Origin of the sequence: Pseudomonas corrugata (assembly GCF_050920615.1) — a bacterium.
GTDB lineage: Bacteria > Pseudomonadota > Gammaproteobacteria > Pseudomonadales > Pseudomonadaceae > Aquipseudomonas > Aquipseudomonas corrugata.
This window is the reverse complement of record NZ_CP130434.1, coordinates 4126181-4149884: the sequence shown is the minus strand read 5'-3', so window position 1 is coordinate 4149884 and position 23704 is coordinate 4126181. Positions and strand designations below refer to the sequence as shown.

Below are 23704 nucleotides of genomic sequence, written 5' to 3'. Positions count from 1 at the left end.
TTCTACTGCTTTATTGGCGGCCCCTCAACCAGCCGAGGTGTACCCCCATGGAAAAGCGATTTCCCCCACGCTATTCACCAGACAGCCAACCGCTTGCCGGCCTTGAGTCGCCCTGGTTTCCGGGCTGGACGCTTTTCGTCGAGGATTATGACGCGGGCATTCCGGCCAGGCTGGTGGAGGGAGGACTGCTATGCATCGTCGATCCCTGGACCCAGATGGAGGTCGGTGATGTTTTCCACCTTTACTGGAAGGACAAAAAAAGGGGACGCATTTATTTTCGTAAGAGTAAGTCCGATGTAGGACACAGCTGCACCGGGCTACACCGCCTTGCGCCATTGCCTACAACTGCGCCAGAATCCGCCGGCTTGTGCGCCTGGGGCGCGGGTTCTATCGTTTGCCGGTCGCTGACAAATCAGCGATCGGGTTTAGCGACCCGGATCATTCTAGGCACATGAGCGCTCCATGCTTCATGGCAGATATGACTGCAATGACGTTATGGCGGCTGTATGTGGGAGACCTTCGGGTCTACCGGGTGCCTATGACCGGTTCGCTAACCTGCGTGCAGCTGCCACCCATTTCTGTTTAGCGACAGTTTTTGGTGGCTTCACCCCATAGGAGCTTCAATCATGTTCAAACCAACACCCAATCCGCCGGACACCGATCCAGACTCAATGACCTTCGACGACGCCGCCAAGCGCGCCCTCGACTTCTACCTCAAACCCGAGTCCGACACGAATCCGCCGCCAGGCAAGCTCTTCACCCTTGTGAATGGCATCGACACGGAGTGCCTGCTCGCGAACCTCAGTGAAACCCTGGCCTCTGCGGACGCCATGATCAGCGACCTGGCCTTCGAACTGGACGGCTCGCGACGACATGTAGCGTTGGGCATTCAGCAATTGATCGAGCTGGGCGGATTACTGGCGAACCGGGCGCTGGATAACGTCGATCCGCGCTAGCAGGCACAACCCATCCCCCTGTGGCGAGGGGATTTAGCGAAACGTCGCAGCGCCCCCTGATTCTATCTGGCATATCGAGTTGCTGGATTTTAGGGCTGCTTCGCACCCCAGCGGGGATGAATCCCCTCGCCACAGGGGGGGGCTTGCAGCACCAATCGCCGCTTTACTGAATATTCGAGTTTCCATATATTCGTCCTTCGCTTCCCCAGACTGTTTTCCGTCATGTCCAATCCCCACAATCCCGTCGATGTCTTCAAGGCCCTTGCGGATGACACCCGGACCCGCATTGCGCTGCTGGTGGCCCGCGAGGGGGAGTTGTGTGTCTGTGAGCTCACGGCCGCGCTGGACCTGAGCCAGCCGAAAATCTCCCGGCACCTGGCGCAGTTGCGTCATGCCGACCTGCTCAGTGATCGGCGGCAAGGGCAGTGGGTCTATTACCGTCTGCACCCACAATTGCCTTCCTGGATCAGCACCTTGCTGCAGCAGGCCCTGGCGGCCAATGCGGCCTGGCTGGCGGCGGATGTCGAGCGCCTGGCGGCGATGACCGATCGTCCGCTGGCGCGTTGCTGCTGACGCTGCTTATCAATCCCTCTTTCCAAGGCTGTAACGCATGCTTGTCGCGTCATTGATTTTCCTGCTGACCATAACCCTGGTGATCTGGCAGCCCAAAGGGCTCGGCGTTGGCTGGAGCGCGACGTTCGGCGCGCTGCTGGCGTTGTTGAGCGGGGTAGTGCAGATTTCCGACATCCCGCTGGTGTGGCAGATCATCTGGAATGCCACCGGTACCTTTGTCGCGCTGATCATCACCAGTCTGTTGCTGGAGGAGGCGGGTTTTTTCGCCTGGTCGGCGCTGCACGTGGCCCGGTGGGGGCGGGGCAGTGGACGCAAGCTGTTTGCTTACATGGTGCTGCTCGGTGCCCTGGTGTCGGCGTTGTTCGCCAATGACGGCGCGGCGCTGATCCTCACGCCTATCGTGATTTCCATGCTGCTGGCCCTGCGGTTTTCCCCGGCGGCGACCCTGGCTTTCGTGATGGGGGCCGGTTTCATTGCCGACACCGCGAGCCTGCCGCTGGTGGTGTCGAACCTGGTGAATATCGTCTCGGCGGACTTCTTCGGCATCGGCTTCAACCGCTACGCGGCGGTGATGGTGCCGGTGAACCTGGTGGCCGTGGCGGCCAGCCTGGCGATCCTGATGTGGTTTTTCCGCCGCGATATCCCCCGTGACTACGACCCGCATCAACTGGACGATCCGGCCCGTGCCATCCACGACACCGCCACGTTCTACGCGGGCTGGGCCGTGTTGGTGATTCTGCTGCTGGGGTGCTTTGCCCTGGAGCCCCTGGGCATTCCCATCAGTGCCATTTCGGCCGTCTGCGCCGCGTTGCTGCTGGCGGTTGCGGCACGCGGTCACAAAATTTCCACCCGCAAGGTCATGAAGGAAGCGCCGTGGCAGATCGTGATCTTTTCTCTGGGCATGTACCTGGTGGTCTATGGCCTGCGTAACGCGGGGCTGACCGACCACTTGGCCCGCTGGCTCGACGCTTTCGCCGGTTATGGTGTGTGGGGCGCGGCGATAGGCACCGGGGTATTGACGGCGTTGCTCTCGTCGGTCATGAACAACCTGCCGACGGTACTGGTCGGCGCGTTGTCTATCGATGCCAGCCAGGCCAGTGGCGCCGTGAAGGAAGCGATGGTCTACGCCAATGTCATCGGCAGCGACCTGGGGCCGAAGATCACGCCGATCGGCAGCCTGGCAACGCTGCTATGGCTGCATGTGCTGGCGCGCAAGGATATCCGGATTGGCTGGGGGTATTACTTCAAGGTTGGGGTGGTGTTGACGGTGCCGGTGTTGCTGGTGACGTTGGCGGCGTTGGCGTTGCGTTTGTCCTTTTAGACCGTAGCGACGCTATCGCGAGCAGGCTCGCTCCCACAGGGGGTATGACAAACACAAAACTTGTGTTCACTGAAGATCCGTTGTGGGAGCGAGCCTGCTCGCGATGGGGGCCGCCCAGGCAGCACAAAACTCAACCATTGCCCGGCACATCCGGCCACGGATCCGCCACCAGAAACACCCGCTCGGCCTCTTCCCACTCACCTTCGGCGTTTTCACTCAGGCGCACCATCAGCTGTGCGGGCGCCATTGGGTCCAGGGCCATTCGCCAGGCGTCCAGTTGAGCAGTGCTCCAGGTCTGCTCCGCCGGATAGTGGGCCGGCGCCAGCCAGGCGGCGCGGGGCAGGGGTTGCCAGCGGCCGGGCGGACGCTGGGCAATGAACGCCGGCCAGTCCCGCTGGCGCAGCCAACTGCCCCGCAGGTGCCTGGGGTGCGCGCCGCTTGGCGGTTCGGCCTGTCCGGGCCAGGGATAGAGCAGGTAGCCCCCCAGCCACAGCTCGGAGCGAAACAGCTCGAGCCCCGACGGTTCAATGCCCAGGGCTGCCAAGGCTTCACGGCTTTCCGGGCGCGCCGAGATCGGCAGCTGGTGTTCCCGCAGATGAGTCAGTTTACGGTCGAGCCGGTCATGACAGCCCGGACCGAGCCACTGCGCGGTGTCCCGGCCATCGCCCTGTTGAGGTCCGAGGTACAGCTTGATCGCCAGTTCCAGGTGATGGATGCCATCTTTATCGCGCAGCAGCAGGTCGAGTTCACCCAGGGTCTGGCCTTCGCGGCGGATCGGCAGGTTCGCGGCGATCAGCTCGATGCCCGGCGCATGCTGCACGGCAAACTGCCACAACCGCTCGTAATAGAGGCCCAGGCGCTGGGTCCGCCCCTGGGACAGCCAGTGCAGCAGCGGGTAGCTGTCGCGGTCCAGCTGCTGCAGCCACTGTTCCAGTCGGTGAGGGTGTTGCACCCAGTCGCTGCCGGTCAGGGGATGACGTTGGGGCCAGGGCGTGTCGATGAGCATCGGCGGGGCCAGTATCACCCACGCAAGATCGCGCACCTCGGGATGGCGCAAGCGACGGGGCAGGTCCAGCAATTCGGGAAAGAGGATCATTTTGCGAGCATAGCCTGTAGAGAAGGCTTAAAGAATTTTGTCTATGGGCCGCTTTCGCCCATAATCGGGTTTTTCGCCCGCCGCAGACCCTCGCAGGAGCCCCATGGAGCAATTTCGCAATATCGGCATCATCGGTCGCCTGGGCAGTTCGCAGGTCCTGGACACCGTTCGCCGCCTCAAACGTTTTCTCCTGGAGCGACACCTGCATGTGATCCTCGAAGATACCATCGCCGAAGTGCTGCCGGGCCATGGCCTGCAGACGTCGTCGCGCAAGATGCTCGGCGAGGTCTGCGACATGGTGATCGTGGTCGGCGGCGACGGCAGCCTGCTGGGGGCCGCACGAGCCCTGGCGCGGCACAACATTCCGGTGCTGGGGATCAACCGCGGCAGCCTCGGTTTCCTGACCGATATCCGCCCCGACGAGCTGGAAACCAAAGTGGCCGAGGTGCTCGACGGCCACTATCTGGTGGAAAACCGCTTCCTGCTGCAGGCCGAGGTCCGCCGTCACGCCGAAGCCATCGGCCAGGGCGACGCCCTCAACGACGTGGTGCTGCACCCCGGCAAATCCACGCGCATGATCGAATTCGAGCTGTACATCGACGGCCAGTTCGTCTGCAGCCAGAAGGCCGACGGCCTGATCGTTGCGACGCCCACCGGTTCCACCGCCTACGCGCTCTCCGCTGGTGGCCCGATCATGCACCCCAAGCTCGACGCTATTGTGATCGTGCCCATGTACCCCCATACCTTGTCTGGGCGACCCATTGTGGTCGATGGCAACAGTGAGCTGAAAATCGTCGTGTCCAAGGATATGCAGATCTACCCGCAAGTGTCCTGCGACGGCCAGAACCATTTCACCTGCGCGCCGGGTGACACCATCACCGTCAGCAAGAAGGCGCAGAAGCTGCGCCTGATCCATCCACTGGATCACAATTACTACGAAGTCTGCCGGACCAAGCTCGGCTGGGGCAGTCGATTGGGAGGTAGAGGCGACTGATGCTCGATCCTGCGCGCAGTTACGATCTGATCGGTGACGTGCACGGATGCGCCCTGACCCTGGAACACCTGCTGGACCGACTCGGTTACCACAAGCAGGGCGGGGTCTGGCGCCATCCGTCGCGCATGGCCGTGTTCCTGGGCGATATCATCGACCGTGGGCCGCGGATCCGCGAGGCGTTGCATATCGTCCACGACATGGTCGTGGCCGGCCAGGCGTTGTGCATCATGGGCAACCACGAGTTCAACGCCCTGGGCTGGAGCACGCCGGCACTGCCGGGCAGTGGCCAGCGGTATGTGCGTGAACACACGTCGCGCCATGCCCGCCTGCTCAATGAAACCCTGACCCAGTTCGAGCAGTACCCCGGTGAATGGCACGATTTCCTCCAGTGGTTCTATGAACTGCCGCTGTTTATCGATGCCGGGCGCTTCCGGGTGGTGCACGCCTGCTGGGATGCCGGCCTGATCGAGCCGTTGCGTGGTCTGTTCCCGGACGCCCGGATCGACGAACACTTTCTTCAGGCCTCGGCGCAGGCGGGCAGTTTCGCCTGCACGGTGTTCGACCGCCTGCTGCGTGGCACCGACATGCGCCTGCCCCATGGCATGACCCTGACCGGTGGCGATGGCCTGACCCGCTCGTTCTTCCGCACCAAGTTCTGGGAGGACGATCCGAAAACCTATGGGGACATCGTGTTCCAACCCGATGCCTTGCCCGAGCCGGTGGCACGCAGGCCACTGTCTCCGGATGAAAAGAACAACCTGCTGCGCTACGGCGTCGATGAGCCTTTGCTGTTTGTCGGTCACTACTGGCGCAGCGGCAAACCCGCGCCGATCCGCGCGAACCTGGCGTGTCTGGACTACAGCGCGGTGCTCTACGGCAAGTTGGTCGCCTATCGGCTGGACCAGGAAACCCACCTGGACCCGCACAAGTTCGTCTGGGTCGATGTGGAACGGCCGGAGGTGGTGAAGTGAGCCTTGTCGCAGTGTTGCGCCTGCCTTTGACCGTGGACCTGAGCGGCTTCGTCAAGCTGTTGCAGCGCATGCAAGTACCCCATCGCGTCAGCGAAGAGGCGGGGGAGCAGGTGCTCTGGGTGCCGGACGAGATCGGTGAAGACGTGCGCTCCCTGTACGCGCGTTTTCCGGTGGGCGATCCGGAGCAACTGTTGGAACTCCCGGCCATGGGCACTGGCTCGCGGCGGCCCGGGATCGTCGAACAACTGACCCGCAGCCCCGTTACCACCCTGGTGCTGTTGCTGAGCGTGATCGTCAGCGCCGTGACTCTGCTGGGGGACAATCTCCAGGCCCTGCGGTGGCTGACCTTCCTGGAATTTCGCGTCGTCGGCGACTACATCCAGTTCTCGCCCCTGGCCGACAGCCTGGCTGCGGGGCAGTGGTGGCGCCTGGTGACACCGATGCTGATTCACTTCGGTTTTCTGCACATTGCCATGAATGGCATGTGGTACTGGGAACTGGGGCGGCGGATCGAAGCGCGCCAGGGCAGCATCAACCTGCTTGGACTGACGCTGCTGTTCAGCCTCGTGTCCAATTTCGTCCAGTACCTGGTCAGCGGCGCGACGCTGTTCGGTGGTTTGTCCGGTGTGTTGTACGGCCTGCTGGGACACTGCTGGATCTATCAACTGCTGGCGCCCAACCCGGCCTATCACTTGCCCCGCGGGGTGCTGGTGATGATGCTGGTGTGGCTGGCGCTGTGCCTGTCCGGGCTGGTCTCGATGATCGGTTTCGGAGAAATCGCCAACGGGGCCCACGTCGGCGGCCTGCTCGTCGGCTGCTTCACGGGCTTGTTGGGTGGGCTCTTCGCCCGCCGTAAAATGCCCCGGCAATGATACGAATGCCCCAATAGTCAGCTTAACCTTTTTTATTATTGGCACTTAAACGAACGCGCGGAGACCCCATGTCCTCGTTCAACGAAATGATCCAGAACATCACCCCCGACATCTACAAGAGCCTGAAGCTGGCCGTGGAAATCGGTAAATGGGCCGATGGCAACAAGCTCACCGCCGAGCAACGCGAGTTGTCGTTGCAGGCAATGATCGCCTGGGAAATCCAGAACCTGCCCGAAGAAGAGCGCACCGGCTACATGGGCCCGCAGGAGTGCCATTCGAAATCGATCGAAGTGCCGAACCTCCTGTTCAAGTCGGATGCCATCCATTGATCGAGATTGGCCGCGGTGCAATCAGCAAGATGTCGGCACGCCTGGACGGACCGACCGTTCAATATGCCTTTCGCCTGGGTGATGTCGAGGTGCCGGTCAACCCGTTGATCGGCAGCACGGTGCGCCTGGAGTTCCTTGGCGCGATCCACTGCAGCCACTGCGGACGCCGGACCAAGACCAGCTTCAGCCAGGGTTATTGCTACCCCTGCATGACCAAGCTGGCGCAATGCGATGTGTGCATCATGAGCCCCGAGCGCTGCCATTTCGACGCGGGCACCTGCCGTGAGCCGGCGTGGGGCGAGCAGTTCTGCATGACCGATCATGTGGTGTACCTGGCCAACTCTTCGGGGGTGAAGGTCGGGATCACCCGTGCCACGCAACTGCCGACCCGCTGGCTGGACCAGGGTGCGAGCCAGGCGCTGCCGATCCTGCGGGTTGCCACCCGTCAGCAGTCGGGGTTCGTCGAAGATCTGTTCCGCAGCCAGGTAGCGGACAAGACCAATTGGCGCGCCTTGCTCAAGGGCGATGCCGTCGCGGTGGACCTGCCGCGGATCCGCGACTCGTTGTTTGAAAGTTGCGCCCAGGGATTGCAGGGCTTGCAGGAACGATTCGGCCTGCAGGCGATCCAGACCATAGCGGACGTCGAACCCCTCGAGATCCGTTATCCGGTGGAGCAATACCCGGCCAAGATCGTCAGTTTCAACCTGGACAAGGACCCGATTGCCGAAGGCACGCTGCTGGGGATCAAGGGCCAGTACCTGATTTTCGACACCGGCGTGATCAACATTCGTAAATACACGGCTTACCAGCTCGCCGTGCATCAGTAGAAGGATTCGACCCATGCGCACCGAACAACCGAAGATGATCTACCTGAAGGACTATCAGGCGCCCGAGTACCTGATCGACGAGACACACCTGACCTTCGAGTTGTTCGAGGACCACAGCCTGGTCCATGCGCAACTGGTGATGCGTCGCAACCCCGAGCGGGGGGGCGGGCTGCCGCCGCTGGTGCTTGACGGGCAGCATCTGGAGCTGGTCTCCATCAAGCTCGACGACACCGACCTGGGGTCGGGCGACTACCAGTTGGACGACAGTCACCTGACCTTGCAGCCCAAGGTCCCGGCGTTCACGGTCGACACCACTGTGCGGATCCACCCGGAAACCAACACGGCCCTGGAGGGCCTGTACAAGTCCGGCGGCATGTTCTGCACCCAGTGTGAGGCCGAAGGTTTCCGCAAGATCACCTACTACCTCGACCGTCCGGACGTCATGAGCAAGTTCACCACCACCGTGGTGGCCGAGCAGCATAGCTATCCGGTGCTGCTGTCCAACGGCAACCCGATTGCCAGCGGTCCCGGCGAAGACGGCCGGCATTGGGTGACCTGGGAAGATCCGTTCAAGAAGCCCGCTTACCTGTTCGCCCTGGTGGCCGGTGACCTGTGGTGCGTCGAAGACACCTTCACCACCATGACCGAACGCACCGTGGCGCTGCGCATCTATGTCGAGCCGGAAAACATCGACAAATGCCAGCACGCCATGACCAGCCTGAAGAAGTCCATGCGCTGGGACGAGGAGGTGTACGGCCGTGAGTACGACCTGGACATCTTCATGATTGTCGCGGTCAACGACTTCAACATGGGCGCCATGGAGAACAAGGGCCTCAATATCTTCAACTCCAGCGCGGTGCTGGCCCGTGCCGAAACCGCTACCGATGCCGCGCACCAGCGGGTCGAGGCCATCGTCGCCCATGAATATTTCCATAACTGGTCGGGCAACCGCGTGACCTGTCGCGACTGGTTCCAGCTGTCGCTCAAGGAAGGCTTTACGGTGTTCCGCGACGCCGGGTTCTCGGCCGACATGAACTCCGCCACCGTCAAGCGTATCCAGGACGTGGCCTATCTGCGTACCCACCAGTTCGCCGAAGACGCCGGTCCCATGGCCCATCCGGTGCGCCCGGACAGCTTCATCGAGATTTCCAACTTCTACACCCTGACCGTGTACGAGAAGGGCTCGGAAGTGGTCGGCATGATCCACACGCTGTTGGGAGCTGATGGTTTCCGCAAGGGCAGCGATCTCTACTTCCAGCGCCACGACGGCCAGGCCGTGACCTGCGATGACTTCGTCAAGGCCATGGAAGATGCCAACGGTGTCGACCTGACCCAGTTCAAACGCTGGTACAGCCAGGCCGGTACGCCACGGCTGGCGGTCAGCGAGTCCTATGACGCGACCGCCAGGACCTATAGCCTGACTTTCCGCCAGAGCTGCCCGCCGACCCCGGACAAGGCGGAAAAACTGCCGTTCGTGATTCCCGTCGAGCTGGGCCTGCTGGACAGCCAGGGCGCCGGGATCCCGCTGCGCCTGACCGGCGAAGCGACGGCCAACGGCACATCCCGGGTGATCTCGGTGACCGAAGCCGAACAGACCTTCACGTTTGTCGACATCGCTGAAAAACCGCTGCCTTCCTTGTTGCGGGGCTTCTCGGCGCCGGTGAAGCTGAGCTTCCCCTACGACCGCGACCAATTGATGTTCCTGATGCAGCACGACAGCGACGGCTTCAACCGTTGGGATGCCGGCCAGCAACTGTCGGTGCAGGTGTTGCAGGAACTGATTGCTCAGCATAAGAAGGGCGAGAGCCTGGTGCTGGACCCGCGTCTGGTCAGCGCATTGCGCACGGTACTGTCGGATGAAACCCTGGATCAGGCCATGGTCGCGGAAATGCTCTCGCTGCCAAGCGAAGCCTACCTGACGGAAATCAGCGAAGTGGCCGACGTCGAGGCGATCCATGCCGCCCGTGAGTTCGCTCGCCAGCAACTGGCCGACAACCTGTTCGAGGCCTTGTGGTTGCGCTATGAAGCCAACCGCGACCTGTCGAAACGCACGCCCTATGTGGCCGAAGCCGAGCATTTTGCCCGCCGTGCGTTGCAGAACATCGCCCTGTCTTACCTGATGCTGACCGACAAGCCCGAAGTGCTGAGTGCCACCCTGGAGCAGTTCGACAGCGCCGACAACATGACCGAACGTCTCACGGCGCTGGCGGTGCTGGTCAATTCGCCGTTCGAAACCGAGAAGGCCCGGGCGCTGGAAGTGTTCGCGGAAAACTTCAAGGGCAACCCGCTGGTGATGGACCAGTGGTTCAGTGTCCAGGCCGGCAGCCCCCTGCCGGGAGGCCTGGAGCGAGTCAAGGCGTTGATGGAGCACCCGGCGTTCAACCTCAAGAACCCGAACAAGGTGCGGGCACTGATCGGTGCGTTCGCCGGGCAGAACCTGATCAACTTCCACGCCGCCGACGGCTCGGGTTACCGCTTCCTGGCGGACCTGGTCATCCAGCTCAACGGCTTCAACCCGCAGATCGCCTCGCGGCAACTGGCACCGCTGACCCGCTGGCGTAAATACGACAGCGCCCGTCAGGCGCTGATGAAAGCCGAGCTGGAGCGCATCCTGGCGTCCGGCGCGCTGTCCAGCGATGTGTTCGAGGTGGTGAGCAAGAGCCTGGCTTGACCTTGATGCCGTGGTTTACCTGGTGAACCGCGGCGCTCTAATCGCGAGCAGGCTCGCTCCCACAGTGGATCTTCAGTGAACACACATCGTGTGACCAACCGAGACCCCTGTGGGAGCGAGCCTGCTCGCGATTGGGCGCACCACAATGCCGGTTCTGAAATAATCGCTTATCACCCCACCGAATACCCCGCCATTCACCCCCTGCACCAACCCCCCTGGTTAACAAAAGATAACGTGGCGTCGATTGTCAGGCCTTCCGAAAGCCCGATAGGATAGGTCAGCTTCCGAAGTGGCTCTAGATTGCAGGTTTGCGCCCCGATCGAGCTGCCTACGGCGCCCTGAAAGGTCGAATGGCCTAACAATAATAATGGGGGAAAAGGTCTATGAACGAGCCTGTCATGGCCGTGGGTCGCGCCCGCCAGCCGGTGCTGCGCCGAGTCGCGTTGCTGGCCTCGGCGCTCTCGCTGCTGGGCTCTGTGGGGTTGTCGGCACCGGCGCTGGCCGTTGCAGCCACGACAACCGATGTCATCTATTCGGTCGAATCGGCCAAGGCCAGCAAGACCCTGATGCTCGACGTGGTTCACGCCGGCCAGCGCCTGGTGGCGGTCGGGGATCGTGGGCACATTGTCTATTCGGACGACCAGGGCGCTTCCTGGACCCAGGCCAAGGTGCCGACCCGGCAACTGCTCACCGCCGTTTTCTTCGTCGATGACAAGCATGGCTGGGCCGTGGGGCACGACGCGCAGATCCTTGCCAGCGAAGACGGTGGCAGCACCTGGACCCGGCAGTTCGAAGACCTCACCCGTGAAGCGCCGCTGCTGGACGTCTGGTTCAGGGATGTCCGCCAGGGTTTCGCCGTGGGCGCGTACGGTGCGTTGCTCGAAACCACCGATGGTGGCAAGCACTGGGAAGACGCCAGCGACCGTCTCGACAACGAAGATCAGTTCCACCTCAACGCCATCGCGGCGGTAAAAGACGCGGGGCTGTTCATCGTCGGCGAGGCTGGCAGCATGTACCGCTCCGCCGACTGGGGCCAGACCTGGGAGAAGCTCGAAGGTCCGTACCAGGGCTCGCTGTTCGGCGTCATCGGCACCGCGCAGCCTTCGACGCTGCTGGCCTACGGCTTGCGTGGCAACCTCTATCGCTCCACCGATTTCGGCGGCTCCTGGGAGCAGGTCGAGCTCAAGGTCGCCCGGGGTACCCTGGAGTTCGGCTTGTCAGGGGCGACCTTGTTGCCGGACGGTTCCATCGTGATCGTCGGCAACGGCGGCAGCGTGGTGCGCAGTACCGACGACGGTGTGAGCTTCAGCGTCTTCAACCGTCCGGACCGGATTTCCGTGGCAGCCGTCACGGCGGCGGGTAATGGCAACCTGGTCCTGGCCGGACAGGGCGGCGTGCGCACCACCACGGCCAGCGGCGCTGAACTGAACAAATGAGCCGCGGATATGAGTCGGGCACAATAACAAGAAGGCGGACCCCATGAGCAGTCATCACCAAGACAAGGCGACGTTCCTCGAGCGCCTGATTTTCAACAACCGCCCGGCAGTGATCGTCATTTGCCTGCTGGTCAGCGTTTTCCTGTTCTGGCAGGCCACGCTGATCCGTCCTTCCACCAGCTTTGAGAAAATGATCCCCCTCAAGCATCCGTTCATCGAGAAGATGCTCGAACATCGCAACGACCTGGCTAACCTTGGCAACACGGTGCGGATTTCCGTGGAAGCCACCAACGGCGACATCTTCTCCAAGGACTACATGGAGACCCTGCGCCAGATCCATGACGAGGTCTTCTACATACCCGGCGTCGACCGTTCCGGCCTCAAGTCACTGTGGAGTCCGAGCGTGCGCTGGACCGAAGTGACGGAAGAGGGCTTCGCCGGCGGCGAGGTGATTCCCCAGAGCTACAACGGTTCGGCCGACAGCCTCGACCTGCTGCGCAACAACGTGCTCAAGTCCGGCCAGGTCGGGCGCCTGGTGGCCAACGATTTCAAATCGAGCATCGTCGACATCCCGTTGCTGGAGTCCTACCCGGATCCCCAGGACCAGGGCAAGTTGCTGAAACTGGACTACCAGAAGTTCTCCCACGAGCTCGAAGACAAGATCCGCCACAAGTTCGAAGTCCAGAACCCCAACGTACAGATCCACATTGTCGGATTTGCGAAGAAGGTCGGTGACCTGATCGATGGCCTGATCATGGTGGTGATGTTCTTCGGCGTGGCCTTCGTTATCACCCTGGTCCTGCTGTACTGGTTCACCCACTGCATGCGCAGCACCATCGCGGTGTTGAGCACCACGTTGGTGGCAGTGGTCTGGCAGTTGGGGCTGATGCACGCGGCCGGGTTCGGGCTGGATCCCTATTCGATGCTGGTGCCGTTCCTGATTTTCGCCATCGGGATTTCCCACGGGGTGCAGAAAATCAACGGCATTGCCTTGCAGTCCAGCGAGGCTGACAACGCTCTGACGGCTGCGCGGCGCACCTTCCGGCAACTGTTCCTGCCGGGGATGATCGCGATCCTGGCGGATGCGGTGGGTTTCATTACCTTGCTGATCATCGACATCGGCGTGATCCGCGAGTTGGCCATCGGTGCGTCCATCGGCGTGGCGGTGATCGTGTTCACCAACCTGATCCTGCTGCCGGTGGCCATTTCCTACGTCGGCATCAGCAAGCGCGCCATCGAGCGCAGCAAGAAAGACGCGACGCGCGAGCATCCGTTCTGGCGGTCGCTGTCGAACTTCGCCAGCGCCAGGGTCGCGCCGGTGTCCATTGCCCTGGCGGTGCTCGCCTTCGGTGGTGGTCTCTGGTACAGCCAGAACCTGAAGATCGGCGACCTCGACCAAGGGGCCCCGGAACTGCGTCCCGACTCGCGCTACAACCAGGACAACAACTTCATCATCAGCAACTATTCCACCAGTTCCGACGTGCTGGTGGTGATGGTCAAGACCAAGGCCGAAGGCTGCTCGCGCTATGAAGCCATGGCACCGATCGATGACTTGATGTGGAAGATGCAGAACACCGAGGGCGTGCAATCGGCGATTTCCCTGGTGACCGTGTCCAAGCAGATGATCAAGGGCATGAACGAGGGCAACCTGAAATGGGAAACCCTGTCGCGCAACCCAGACGTGCTGAACAACTCCATTGCCCGAGCCGATGGCCTGTACAACAACAACTGCTCCCTGGCACCGGTGCTGGTGTTCCTCAACGATCACAAGGCCGAGACCCTGGACCGTGCAGTGAAGGCGGTGCAAGCCTTCGCCCAGGAAAACAACCGCGAGGGCCTGGAGTTCATCCTGGCCGCCGGTAACGCCGGCATCGAAGCGGCTACCAACGAAGTGATCAAGGAGTCGGAACTGACCATCCTGATCCTGGTGTACATCTGCGTGGCGACCATGTGCATGATCACCTTCCGCTCCTGGGCGGCGACCCTGTGCATCGTGCTGCCGCTGGTGTTGACTTCGGTGCTGGGCAACGCCCTGATGGCCTTCATGGGCATTGGCGTGAAAGTCGCAACCCTGCCGGTGGTGGCGCTGGGGGTGGGGATTGGCGTGGACTATGGGATTTACATCTACAGCCGCCTGGAAAGCTTCCTGCGGGCCGGGTTGCCGTTGCAGGAAGCTTATTACCAGACGCTGAAGTCCACCGGCAAAGCCGTGCTGTTCACCGGCTTGTGCCTGGCGATCGGGGTGTGCACCTGGATCTTCTCGGCCATCAAATTCCAGGCGGACATGGGGTTGATGCTGACCTTCATGCTGCTGTGGAACATGTTCGGCGCGTTGTGGCTGCTGCCGGCATTGGCGCGGTTCCTGATCAAGCCGGAGAAGCTGGCGGGGCAGAAGGGTAATTCGTTGTTTGCCCACTGACTGATACCTGTGGGAGCAAAGCTTGCTCGCAATTGCGATAAGCCAGTCAGCAACAATGTTGATTGGTCTGTCGCTATCGCGAGCAAGTTTTGCTCCTACAGAGCGGGGCGGTGCGACGTTTCGCTAAATCCCCTCGCCACAAAAGCGGACGCTATCCCTCCAGCAATCAAGGCGCCAACGGCAGGAACCTGCTCTGCGCCAACGACTTGCTGATCTGCCCCCGATGCACATTCACCACCGCATAAGGGCTGGTGGCCTTGGCCAGTAGTGAGTGGTAGTGCTCCTTGCGTTGTTCCTTGGTCTTGAGGTGCGCGACGCTGAAGTTGTCTTTCGGCGTATCGGCGGCTTCGTAATGAAAGTGCGCGTACCAGATAGGGAAGCCGTCAGGGTCGTTGATGGCGTATTCCTGGAGGAAGTCCTTGCGGGTTCCTTGCAGGGTCGTGCGGTCGCCGAGCCGGGCCACCTGGATCAGGTTTTTCTCGAACAGGAAGCGAAGGTTGCCGTCGGTGGGTGGCAGTTTCAGGCTCAGTTCGATACGCAGGTCACTGCCCTTGGCGGTCAGGTTGGCGGCGGCGTCTGACAACAGCTGGCCCAGGGCATCGTTTGCCGGGGTGCGTGAGGTTGGCGATGCGGTGAGGGCCCGATCGAGTTCTTCGGAAAGTGTGCGGAAGTGACTCGCTTCATTGTTCAGGATTTCCTCGATCTCCTGAGGATGACGGCAGTGGGTCTTGTAGCTTTCAGCGCGGCTCATGCGCTTGTCCAGCTCGTCGAGCAGTGCTCGCCCATGGGCCCGGATCGCCTTGATCGATCGCGTCTGGGGCGCCGGGGTCGGACGCCGTACGTCGACCACATCCCAGACATCCTCGTGGCGCGAATAGGTGGCGAGTACTTGGTTGTTGGCTTCGGAGCGCATTTCGACGACTTCGATGGGCAGGCTCGTGCCGGCGGGTTTCAGGTCGCCGATCAAGACGCCGTTGTGGCGGGTTCTGATCAACTTTTTCTGTGGCAGCCCGGCGCCGGTCCTGGGGCGTTTCGGCGTACGCTTGCGCGGTTTTGGCTCGGGTTTGATTTCGGCGGCGAGTTTGCTGGAGACCTCCTGGTATAGGCCCTCGACCAGTTTGACCAACCTGTCGAAATAGGACTCGTTGATGTCGTCCAGGTAAAGGGCCTTTGTCCCCTTCAACGTATCCAGGGTCTTGCCGTAATGTTCGGTCAGGCTTTCCAGCACTTCGAGTTTTTCCGCCGGGGAGACGTCGTACGTTTGCAGGTCCCAATGGGAGCGCATGTGCTCCATCAATGGCATGAGAATGCGAAGCAGGCGGTTGGGCAGGGCGGATTGCCGGTTTTTCACTGACAGCACGGGGAGCGTGGAGAGCTGCATGGTTTTGCTGCCGATGGCGTTCTTCTCATCCAGGGGCCGGTTGCTGGTCAGCCGTTCAAATGCCCGCGCGCCCGACGCATCAAGGTTCGATAGCTGCTCGAGGTAATTGTCCTTGAGTTCCAACCAATAGATCGCTCGGTCGTTGATGTCACTCTTGGCGTCGAGGTACTTCATGTAGGCTTCGTAGTCGCGGTCGACAATTTCCCTGATGTCGGCACGCTCTCCAAACTGGGGATGTACTCGTTGGATGGCCACGCGCTCCTTTTCGGTGATCAGGAACGCCTTGCGGGCATTGTTGATCAGGTTTTCCATGAGCACATGCATGTAACCGGACGGGAAACCGATGCCCAGGCTGACGCGTTCGGCCGCGCTGTCCGCCAGCTTCAGGTATATCTCGGTCTGCTCCTTGAGCAGGTCATAGAAAATCTTGCGTTTCGCCGCCCTCTGGGCTTCGGTGTAGTTGCCGCCTTCCTCGGTCCGGGTCATGACTTGCTGGGCCACGTCCAGGGCTTTTTGTCGATCGGCATCTTGCGCCTCCAACCGCTTGGATTCTTCGGTCAACTGCTGGACCCGCTGCAGGTTGACACGGCGCTGTGCCTCCACCCGCTTGGGCGGTGCGCCGCCGAGTAGACGCAGGCGCAGATCCAGGTGCCAGTGTCCGTTCTTATCGACTCGCAGCGAGGGACCGTTTTTTTCAGCGTCGAGTGGATCGAGCGGGTCAACGATGGTTGCGCTGCCGCCCGCTTCAGGCGTGATCCGATACAGGACACCTTCAACCTTGGCATGCCATTTATTGTTGATCACGTACAGGCCCTTGTAGGGGCCGTTCTCAATCGGTGCGAGGGGGGAAGAGGGGGTCGATACCTGTAAACATTGCAGTCTGGCCTGGAGTGCTGGTGTCAGGCGACCACTGGCCCTGGCGAAACTGAAGTCCAGGCGCCTGCCGGTATCGGTGTTGGCGTCGGGCAAGGTGACGGTGCCCTCTACGAGGGTGGGCGCCTGCGGTGCAGGCCATTGCTCGGCGATGGCGCGCGGCGCGGGAGGGCGCATGGCTTGTTCCTTTATCGATTCGGGCACGACCGCACGAGTCGCAGGCCCATGACCGGCGGGCGACTGGCTCACCAACAGGGCCAGGTTGACGAGCAGATCGACGGCAGCCAGCTCCCGGGCCACCGGGTCCTCGCCGCTCAGCGCCGGTATGTCCTGTTGGGCGCTGGCCATCAGGTTCCAGAGCCAGACGGTGGTCATGGCCGGGCCGCGCAGCAAAGGAAACAGCAGCGTGTTGAACAACAGACTGCCACCTTCGAGCAACACCGCCCAGCGGCTCTCGCTGTTGGACACCGAGTCCCGGTCGGCCTGGGTGACCAGGGCTTGAGCGTTGCAGCCGTAGAGGTACTGCATCAGCTCGCCCTCGTGCAGCGATTGCAGCAGCTCGCCGCGGCTATCGTCGACGGCGAGGGTGGCTGGGGCGGGTTTGTCGGGAACATTGAATTCGTCGCCGCTGAAGAACCGCACGATGTGGGGTTCCAGGAATCCGCCGTTGGCATAGATCGGGCGTGCGGCGTCAGGCAACCAGGTCAGGATGCTGTCCTGCAGGCTCCCAGTGGTGGCGATGGCCTGCAACAGCGCTTCGCGTGTGGGAAACTCTTGCAGCGAGGGCGCGTAGAGCGGCCGATACAACAGGTGCGGGCCGGTGGCGGTGTCCTGCCCTTCGATGATGAACATGTTGGTCACGATATCGGGCTGGGCCTGGGGTTTGCGCAGCAAACCCAGGTGGCGAATCACTACCGGGCGACCCTCGACCTGCTGGCTCGCCGCGTCGGGTTGCTGGACCGCTTCCAGCAGGCGCAAGCCTTGGAGGGTCACGCCGTTCTCGTGGTTCAGTTTCTGCTTCAGCGCCTCGAGCATCAGTTGCGCCGGGATCTGTTCGGCGAAGATCCGTTGCCGGTTCTGTGCCTGGGGCGAATCGCCGAGTAAATGCTGTTGCAGACAGCGAGGATAGGTCGCGCCAATATCGACCTGTTCGATCAGCGCGGTTATGAAGCCCGGCGTCAGCCAGGTCGGCAGCGTCTGGCCCTGGCGATGGCTGAGGGTGAAGGTGCCGCTGGGGCGGGCGACGAGATTGTGGATGGCCAGTTCGGTCAGGCTCATCTGCCGCTTCTCGGTGAGGCCGACGGTTCCGGGATAGCCTGCCGAAACGCTGAACGTCAGCACTACATCGTCGGGTTGGTAACGGCCCGATGGCAGCTTGTCCGCGCTGCTGTCGTTGGTCTGTCGCAGGCGGCCGAGCAAGGCGTCGACGGTGAAGGCCTTGATGTCGTCGATGCCACCGAGAAATGTCTGGCCCTGATGGCGTTTTTTTGCGCTGGCCAGGACCAGGCTGTAGTGCTGGAAGGTCGTCTGGTCGACGATGGAGGCGTTTTTCAGCCATTCGGGCAACAGCGACCCAAGGCGTGCCGAAGTGTCAGGCGACGGTCGGGGGGCCTCCAGCAGCGAGCGCGCCGGGTCGCTCAAGTCGGCGTAGAGGCGCTTCAGGTCTTGCAGGTCGATTCGGGCAGGCAGTTGCACAGCCTTGAGGTCGACCAATTGCTGCTCCAGCAACATCGCCGCCTGGCGCTCGAAGACGTTGCCGCCGATTTCGTAGCGTTGGCAAGTGATGGTGTCGACGGTGTACTGGCGGGCAATCCATTCGCCCCAATGCTGATTGAAGGCCTCCAGGGAAGCAAAAGACTTGACGGCGCTGCCGGGGCTGCACAGCAGGAATTCGGCGGTGCCGTTCTTGATGCGGACCAGGAGGATATCGCCGCCGACCAGCACGGTGCGAGTTCTGTCCTGGGTGAGCCAGGTTTCCAGGTTGTAGGCGTACACAGGGGCCTGTCGGTTGAGACAAAAGCGCAGCGCCCGGTCCGGCCAACGGACGATCTGGTCCAGGGCCTCCCGTGCCGTATCCGTGAGCTCGGGTTGTTGCAGACCACGGATGCTCAGTGTGTTCCTGAGTACATCGCTGAGCCAGCGCCAGCGGCTGGTTCGGCCACTTGTCGCGGTCTGGTCACCGCTGTCGATGTCCTCGTTCCAGTAGCGGACCAGGGCATCCTCCAGCCCGATCGGCAGAGTCCAGGCCAGTTCAAGTATGGATTTCTTGATGAGCTGCATGTCCAGGCCCCGATCGCCTGACCAGAGGCGGCGTGGCGGGCTGTCGGAGAGAAAACAGTCAAACGCTCCCTGTGGGTCGAAGTCCGGGGGCGTGCCGGTGGCCAGGTAGTCGAGGGCTGCGGACATCAAGGGCTGGAAGTGCCAACCGCGTGTGACCGGTTCTGGCATCGCCAATTGGGTCCTGGAGAGGTCGATCTTCAGCCAGGGGTCTCTTTGCTTGATCGCTTGTTCGAGCATGCCTCGGGCGACCTGTTCGAAGGTCGGGCGACTGGCGAAGTGCAGGCTGACGTTTTGGGCCAACGCGGGGATCGCGTCAGCGGTGGAGGGGGTGGTCATGAGAAGTCCTTTTCACAAAACATGGCCGTCGGGATGACGGCGTGAAAAGTATCGACTGCTCAGTCCGGTGCGGGTGGTACATAGATACCACCGTGCCTGGGAAGAAGTGTGCCGGGTCTGTTCGGCAACGATGGCGGGGGATCAGTTGGTTTCGTTGCCCAGTACCACGTTCAGCGCGCTGCGGGCGTCGTCCAGTTGCACCAACGTCGCATGGCGGGCGCCGAGGGCGTCGCGATTCTCGATGGCGGTGAGGATCGCCTTGTGCCGTGGCATCGCCAGCTCATGCAGGTTCGGTCGCTGGTTGGAATGCTTGAGTGCTTCGGCAATGGCCACCGACAGCATGTTGCACAGATTGGCGAGCAGGTCATTGTGGGTAGCGTCGGCGATCCGGCTATGGAAATCCAGGTCCGGTTGCAGCAGCGCTTCGGGCGTCGGTGCCGCGTCCATGCGCTCATAGGCTTCGCGGATGGCGGCGATGTCGGCGTCGGTGGCGAACTGTGCGGCCAGGGCGGCAGCGGCCGGTTCGATGATGCTGCGCACGCTGGTCAACAAGCCGAAGAACTCATTCTGCGGGCTGCTCTGCATCAACCAGTGCAACACATCCGGGTCAAGCATGTGCCATTCCCGACGGGCCTTGACCACCGTGCCCACTCGCGGCCGCGAATAAACCAGGCCTTTGGCAACCAGCACCCGCGTGGCTTCACGCAGTACCGGACGGCTCACGGCGTACTCTTCGCACAGCAAGGCTTCAGCGGGCAACTTGTCATCGGGCTTGAAGCGTCCGGACACGATCTGCATGCCCAGTTCCTGGACGATGCGCGCGTGCATGCTTTTGCGGTCGGAAGGTTTGCGGTAATCCATGGGGGGCGGCGCGATCCTGTGGAGGAGATGCTGCGCATGATAGCAGGCGCAGCGAGGGCGGGTCGCTAGTGCGATTTTTGATTTAGATGCCGATCCATTGTGGGGCTTTTGTGGGAGCCGAGCTTGCTCGCGATGAGGCCCTTCCAGTCAACATCTCTGTTGTCTGTTACACCGCTATCGCGAGCAAGCTCAGCTCCCACAAAAGCCCACAGGGATTTGGTGGGATCAATGGGAGTGTCGCGGCACCTCGGCGCCGCGGCAGCCCACCAGGAAGTCGAAGTCGCAGCCCTGGTCCGCTTGCAGTACATGGTTGATGTACAACTGACGGTAGCCGCCTACCAGCAGTTGCTGTGGCGGGGCCAGATCGGCCAGGCGGGCGGCGAGTTCGGCATCGGAAATGTCCAGGTGCAGGCGACCACTGGCGCAATCCAGTTCGATGAAGTCGCCTTCCTTCACTGCGGCCAGCGGACCGCCGGCCGCGGCCTCCGGTGCCACGTGCAACACCACGGTGCCATAGGCGGTGCCGCTCATGCGGGCGTCGGAAATCCGCACCATGTCGGTCACGCCCTGGGCCAGCAGCTTGGCCGGCAAGCCCATGTTGCCCACTTCAGCCATGCCCGGATAACCCTTGGGTCCACAGTTCTTCATCACCAGGATCGAGTTGGCATCCACCTCCAGTTCCGGGTCGTTGATCCGTGCCTTGTACTCGTCGAAGTTCTCGAACACCACTGCGCGACCGCGATGCTGCATCAGCTCGGGAGTGGCGGCAGAGGGCTTGAGCACCGCCCCCAATGGCGCCAGGTTGCCGCGCAACACGCAAATGCCGCCGTCGGCGCGGATCGGGTTGTCCAGGGTGCGGATGACTTCATCCTGGCCGTAGATCGGTGCGTCCTTGGTGTTCTCGCCGAGGCTCTTGCCGTTGACGGTCAGGGCGTACGGGTGGGGGATCAGGTTGGCTTCACCGAGGCGACGCAGCACGGCGGGCAGGCCACCGGCATAGTAGAACTCCTCCATCAGGAAGCGTCCCGAGGGTTGCAAGTCGACGATGGTCGGCATGCCGCGACCGATGCGGGTCCAGTCGTCCAGATCCAGCTGCACGCCGATGCGCCCGGCGATGGCCTTGAGGTGGATCACCGCGTTGGTGGAGCCGCCGATGGCCGCGTTGACCCGGATGGCGTTTTCAAAGGCTTCCTTGGTCAGGATCTTCGACAGCTTCAGGTCTTCACGGACCATTTCCACGGCGCGCATGCCGGACATGTGGGCCAGCACATAGCGGCGCGCATCCACGGCCGGAATCGCGGCGTTATGGGGTAGCGACGTGCCGAGGGCTTCGGCCATGCAGGCCATCGTCGAGGCGGTACCCATGGTGTTACAGGTGCCGGCCGAGCGGGACATGCCGCCCTCGGCCGCGAGGAAATCGTCGAGGGTGATGGTGCCGGCCTTCACCTGTTCGCTCAACTGCCAGACCACTGTGCCCGAGCCGATGTCCTGGCCCTTGTGCTTGCCGTTGAGCATGGGGCCACCGGTGACGACGATAGCCGGCACGTCGCAACTGGCGGCGCCCATCAGCAGGGCGGGGGTGGTCTTGTCGCAACCGGTGAGCAGCACCACGCCGTCGATCGGGTTGCCGCGAATCGCCTCTTCCACGTCCATGCTCGCCAGGTTGCGGGTCAACATGGCGGTAGGGCGCAGGTTCGATTCGCCGTTGGAAAACACCGGGAATTCCACCGGGAAACCCCCGGCTTCGATCACGCCGCGCTTGACGTGCTCGGCGATCTGCCGGAAATGCGCGTTGCACGGGGTCAGTTCCGACCAGGTGTTGCAGATGCCGATGATCGGCTTGCCATGGAACTGATGGTCGGCGATGCCCTGATTTTTCATCCAGCTGCGGTACATGAAGCCGTTTTTGTCGGCGGTGCCAAACCATTGGGCCGAGCGCAGGGAGGGTTTTTTATCAGACATGATCGATTCTCTTATTGTATGACTATATTGTTCTGGATGAAGCGTAACATAAGCGCAATTTGTGCGGTTTGGAAGTGTTGTTGGGTAAATAGTATTACTATATAGTCCGGCTCAATGGAGGGGTTGTCCTGGCGTGCATTCGCGAGAGAAATCCCCCGAGGTTCCATAACAACAATCGGAGACCGGTCCCATGAGCCAGGAATTGCGGCTTATCCGTCGCATCACACTGAAACTGATTCCCTTCCTGATCCTGCTGTACCTGATCGCCTATGTAGACCGCTCTGCCGTGGGCTTTGCCAAGCTGCACATGGGCGCTGAACTGGGTATCGGCGATGCCGCCTACGGCTTGGGCGCAGGGTTGTTTTTCATCGGTTACTTCCTGTTGGAAATTCCCAGCAACCTGATGCTCGAACGCTTCGGCGCCCGGCGCTGGTTCGCCCGGATCATGATCACCTGGGGCGCCATCACCATCGGCATGGCGTTTGTGCAGGGCCCCCACAGTTTCTATGTGATGCGCTTTTTGCTCGGTGCGGCCGAAGCCGGTTTCTTTCCCGGCGTGCTGTACTACATCACCCAGTGGTTCCCGGTTCGCCATCGCGGCAAGATCCTGGGCCTGTTCATTCTGTCCCAACCCATTGCCATGATGATCACCGGTCCCGTTTCCGGTGGGTTGCTAGGCATGGACGGTGTATTGGGCCTGCACGGCTGGCAGTGGTTGTTCATCGTCATTGGCCTGCCGGCGATGCTGCTGACCTGGCCGGTGCTGCGCTACCTGCCGGATGGCCCGCAACAGGTGAAGTGGATGGACCAGGCCGAGAAGGACTGGCTGACCGGTGAACTGAAAAAGGACCTGCAGGAGTACGGCCAGACCCGTCACGGTAATCCGCTGCACGCCCTGAAGGACAAGCGGGTCTTGCTGCTGGCGCTGTTCTACCTGCCGGTGACCCTGAGTATCTATGGCCTGGGCCTGTGGTTGCCGACGCTGATCAAGCAGTTCGGCGGCAGCGACCTGGTGACCGGCTTCGTGTCTTCGGTGCCCTATATTTTCGGCATCATCGGATTGTTGGTCATTCCCCGCAGCTCCGACCGCTTGAACGATCGCTATGGTCACCTGGCCGTGCTCTACGTATTGGGTGCCATGGGGCTGTTCCTCAGCGCCTGGCTGTCGGTGCCGGTGCTGCAACTGGCGGCGCTGTGCCTGGTGGCGTTTGCACTGTTCTCCTGCACGGCGGTGTTCTGGACCTTGCCGGGACGGTTCTTTGCAGGCGCCAGCGCGGCGGCGGGCATCGCGTTGATCAACTCGGTGGGTAACCTGGGTGGCTATATCGGGCCGTTCGTGATCGGTGCACTGAAGGAATACACCGGCAACCTGGCTTCGGGGCTGTACTTCCTGTCCTGTGTGATGGTGTTCGGCCTGGTGTTGACCGGCGTGGTGTACCGCCTGCTGGAGCGCAAGCATGCGCTGCCGGCGGACCAGTTCGCAGCCAGTGCGCGTGGGGCGACGCGTACCTGATTCAGGGGGGGGCGATCCACTGTGGGAGCGAGC

The 23704-nt window shown here is 61.9% G+C and carries 17 protein-coding genes; 13 read left to right on the top strand and 4 right to left on the bottom strand.

Annotated elements, in window-relative coordinates:
- Positions 1–47: 47 nt before the first annotated feature.
- The 4 genes from QZH45_RS17985 to QZH45_RS17970 all read left to right on the top strand — a co-directional run bounded on the left by QZH45_RS17985 (position 48) and on the right by QZH45_RS17970 (position 2850).
- A complete protein-coding gene (locus tag QZH45_RS17985; protein ID WP_147460414.1) occupies positions 48–455 on the top strand; it encodes a hypothetical protein in 408 nt (135 codons plus the stop codon).
- 171 nt (positions 456–626) lie between these two features.
- A complete protein-coding gene (locus QZH45_RS17980; RefSeq protein WP_024776989.1) occupies positions 627–956 on the top strand; it encodes a DUF6124 family protein in 330 nt (109 codons plus the stop codon).
- A gap of 222 nt (positions 957–1178) precedes the next feature.
- Positions 1179–1529: a metalloregulator ArsR/SmtB family transcription factor gene (locus tag QZH45_RS17975; protein WP_024776988.1), complete on the top strand. Its 351-nt coding sequence runs from the start codon at positions 1179–1181 to the stop codon at positions 1527–1529.
- A gap of 37 nt (positions 1530–1566) precedes the next feature.
- Positions 1567–2850 (top strand): arsenic transporter, encoded by a 1284-nt coding sequence (locus QZH45_RS17970; RefSeq protein WP_055134908.1) that lies wholly within the window; start codon positions 1567–1569, stop codon positions 2848–2850.
- A gap of 130 nt (positions 2851–2980) precedes the next feature.
- Here QZH45_RS17970 and QZH45_RS17965 read toward each other — a convergent pair whose 3' ends face one another.
- Positions 2981–3946 carry a DUF1853 family protein gene (locus tag QZH45_RS17965; protein ID WP_024776986.1) on the bottom strand — a complete coding sequence of 322 codons (966 nt, stop codon included), beginning with the start codon at positions 3944–3946 and terminating at the stop codon, positions 2981–2983.
- A gap of 103 nt (positions 3947–4049) precedes the next feature.
- Here QZH45_RS17965 and QZH45_RS17960 point away from each other — a divergent pair, with 103 nt between their 5' ends.
- From QZH45_RS17960 to QZH45_RS17925, 8 genes are all read left to right on the top strand, one after another.
- The gene (locus QZH45_RS17960; RefSeq protein WP_024776985.1) at positions 4050–4940 is read left to right on the top strand and encodes an NAD(+) kinase; all 891 of its coding nucleotides are present in this window, start codon (positions 4050–4052) and stop codon (positions 4938–4940) included.
- Entirely contained in the window at positions 4937–5911 is a 975-nt protein-coding gene (locus QZH45_RS17955) for a metallophosphoesterase (RefSeq protein WP_418323293.1), read from the top strand. Before QZH45_RS17960 ends, QZH45_RS17955 begins: the two co-directional genes overlap by 4 nt.
- Positions 5908–6783, top strand: a complete 876-nt coding sequence (locus QZH45_RS17950) for a rhomboid family intramembrane serine protease (protein ID WP_024776983.1) — start codon at positions 5908–5910, stop codon at positions 6781–6783. The genes QZH45_RS17955 and QZH45_RS17950 overlap by 4 nt, the downstream gene beginning before the upstream one ends.
- A gap of 68 nt (positions 6784–6851) precedes the next feature.
- A complete protein-coding gene (locus QZH45_RS17945; protein WP_024776982.1) occupies positions 6852–7112 on the top strand; it encodes a YeaC family protein in 261 nt (86 codons plus the stop codon).
- A complete protein-coding gene (locus QZH45_RS17940) occupies positions 7109–7939 on the top strand; it encodes a DUF2797 domain-containing protein (RefSeq protein WP_024776981.1) in 831 nt (276 codons plus the stop codon). The genes QZH45_RS17945 and QZH45_RS17940 overlap by 4 nt, the downstream gene beginning before the upstream one ends.
- Before the next feature lie 13 nt (positions 7940–7952).
- The gene (gene pepN / locus QZH45_RS17935) at positions 7953–10610 is read left to right on the top strand and encodes an aminopeptidase N (RefSeq protein ID WP_024776980.1); all 2658 of its coding nucleotides are present in this window, start codon (positions 7953–7955) and stop codon (positions 10608–10610) included.
- A 383-nt stretch (positions 10611–10993) separates the two neighbouring features.
- The gene (locus QZH45_RS17930) at positions 10994–12046 is read left to right on the top strand and encodes a WD40/YVTN/BNR-like repeat-containing protein (RefSeq protein WP_024776979.1); all 1053 of its coding nucleotides are present in this window, start codon (positions 10994–10996) and stop codon (positions 12044–12046) included.
- A 43-nt stretch (positions 12047–12089) separates the two neighbouring features.
- The gene (locus QZH45_RS17925; protein WP_024776978.1) at positions 12090–14465 is read left to right on the top strand and encodes an efflux RND transporter permease subunit; all 2376 of its coding nucleotides are present in this window, start codon (positions 12090–12092) and stop codon (positions 14463–14465) included.
- Positions 14466–14631: 166 nt separating this feature from the next.
- Here QZH45_RS17925 and QZH45_RS17920 read toward each other — a convergent pair whose 3' ends face one another.
- The 3 genes from QZH45_RS17920 to QZH45_RS17910 all read right to left on the bottom strand — a co-directional run bounded on the left by QZH45_RS17920 (position 14632) and on the right by QZH45_RS17910 (position 22158).
- Positions 14632–19335, bottom strand: coding sequence for a dermonecrotic toxin domain-containing protein (locus QZH45_RS17920; protein ID WP_069018270.1), 4704 nt, complete (start codon positions 19333–19335; stop codon positions 14632–14634).
- A 141-nt stretch (positions 19336–19476) separates the two neighbouring features.
- A complete protein-coding gene (locus QZH45_RS17915; RefSeq protein ID WP_024776976.1) occupies positions 19477–20196 on the bottom strand; it encodes a FadR/GntR family transcriptional regulator in 720 nt (239 codons plus the stop codon).
- Positions 20197–20421: 225 nt separating this feature from the next.
- Positions 20422–22158 carry an IlvD/Edd family dehydratase gene (locus QZH45_RS17910; protein WP_055136182.1) on the bottom strand — a complete coding sequence of 579 codons (1737 nt, stop codon included), beginning with the start codon at positions 22156–22158 and terminating at the stop codon, positions 20422–20424.
- A gap of 190 nt (positions 22159–22348) precedes the next feature.
- Between QZH45_RS17910 and QZH45_RS17905 the strand changes: the two genes are divergently transcribed.
- Complete coding sequence (locus tag QZH45_RS17905) at positions 22349–23671, top strand: MFS transporter (RefSeq protein ID WP_024776974.1); 1323 nt, start codon at positions 22349–22351, stop codon at positions 23669–23671.
- Positions 23672–23704: the final 33 nt, after the last annotated feature.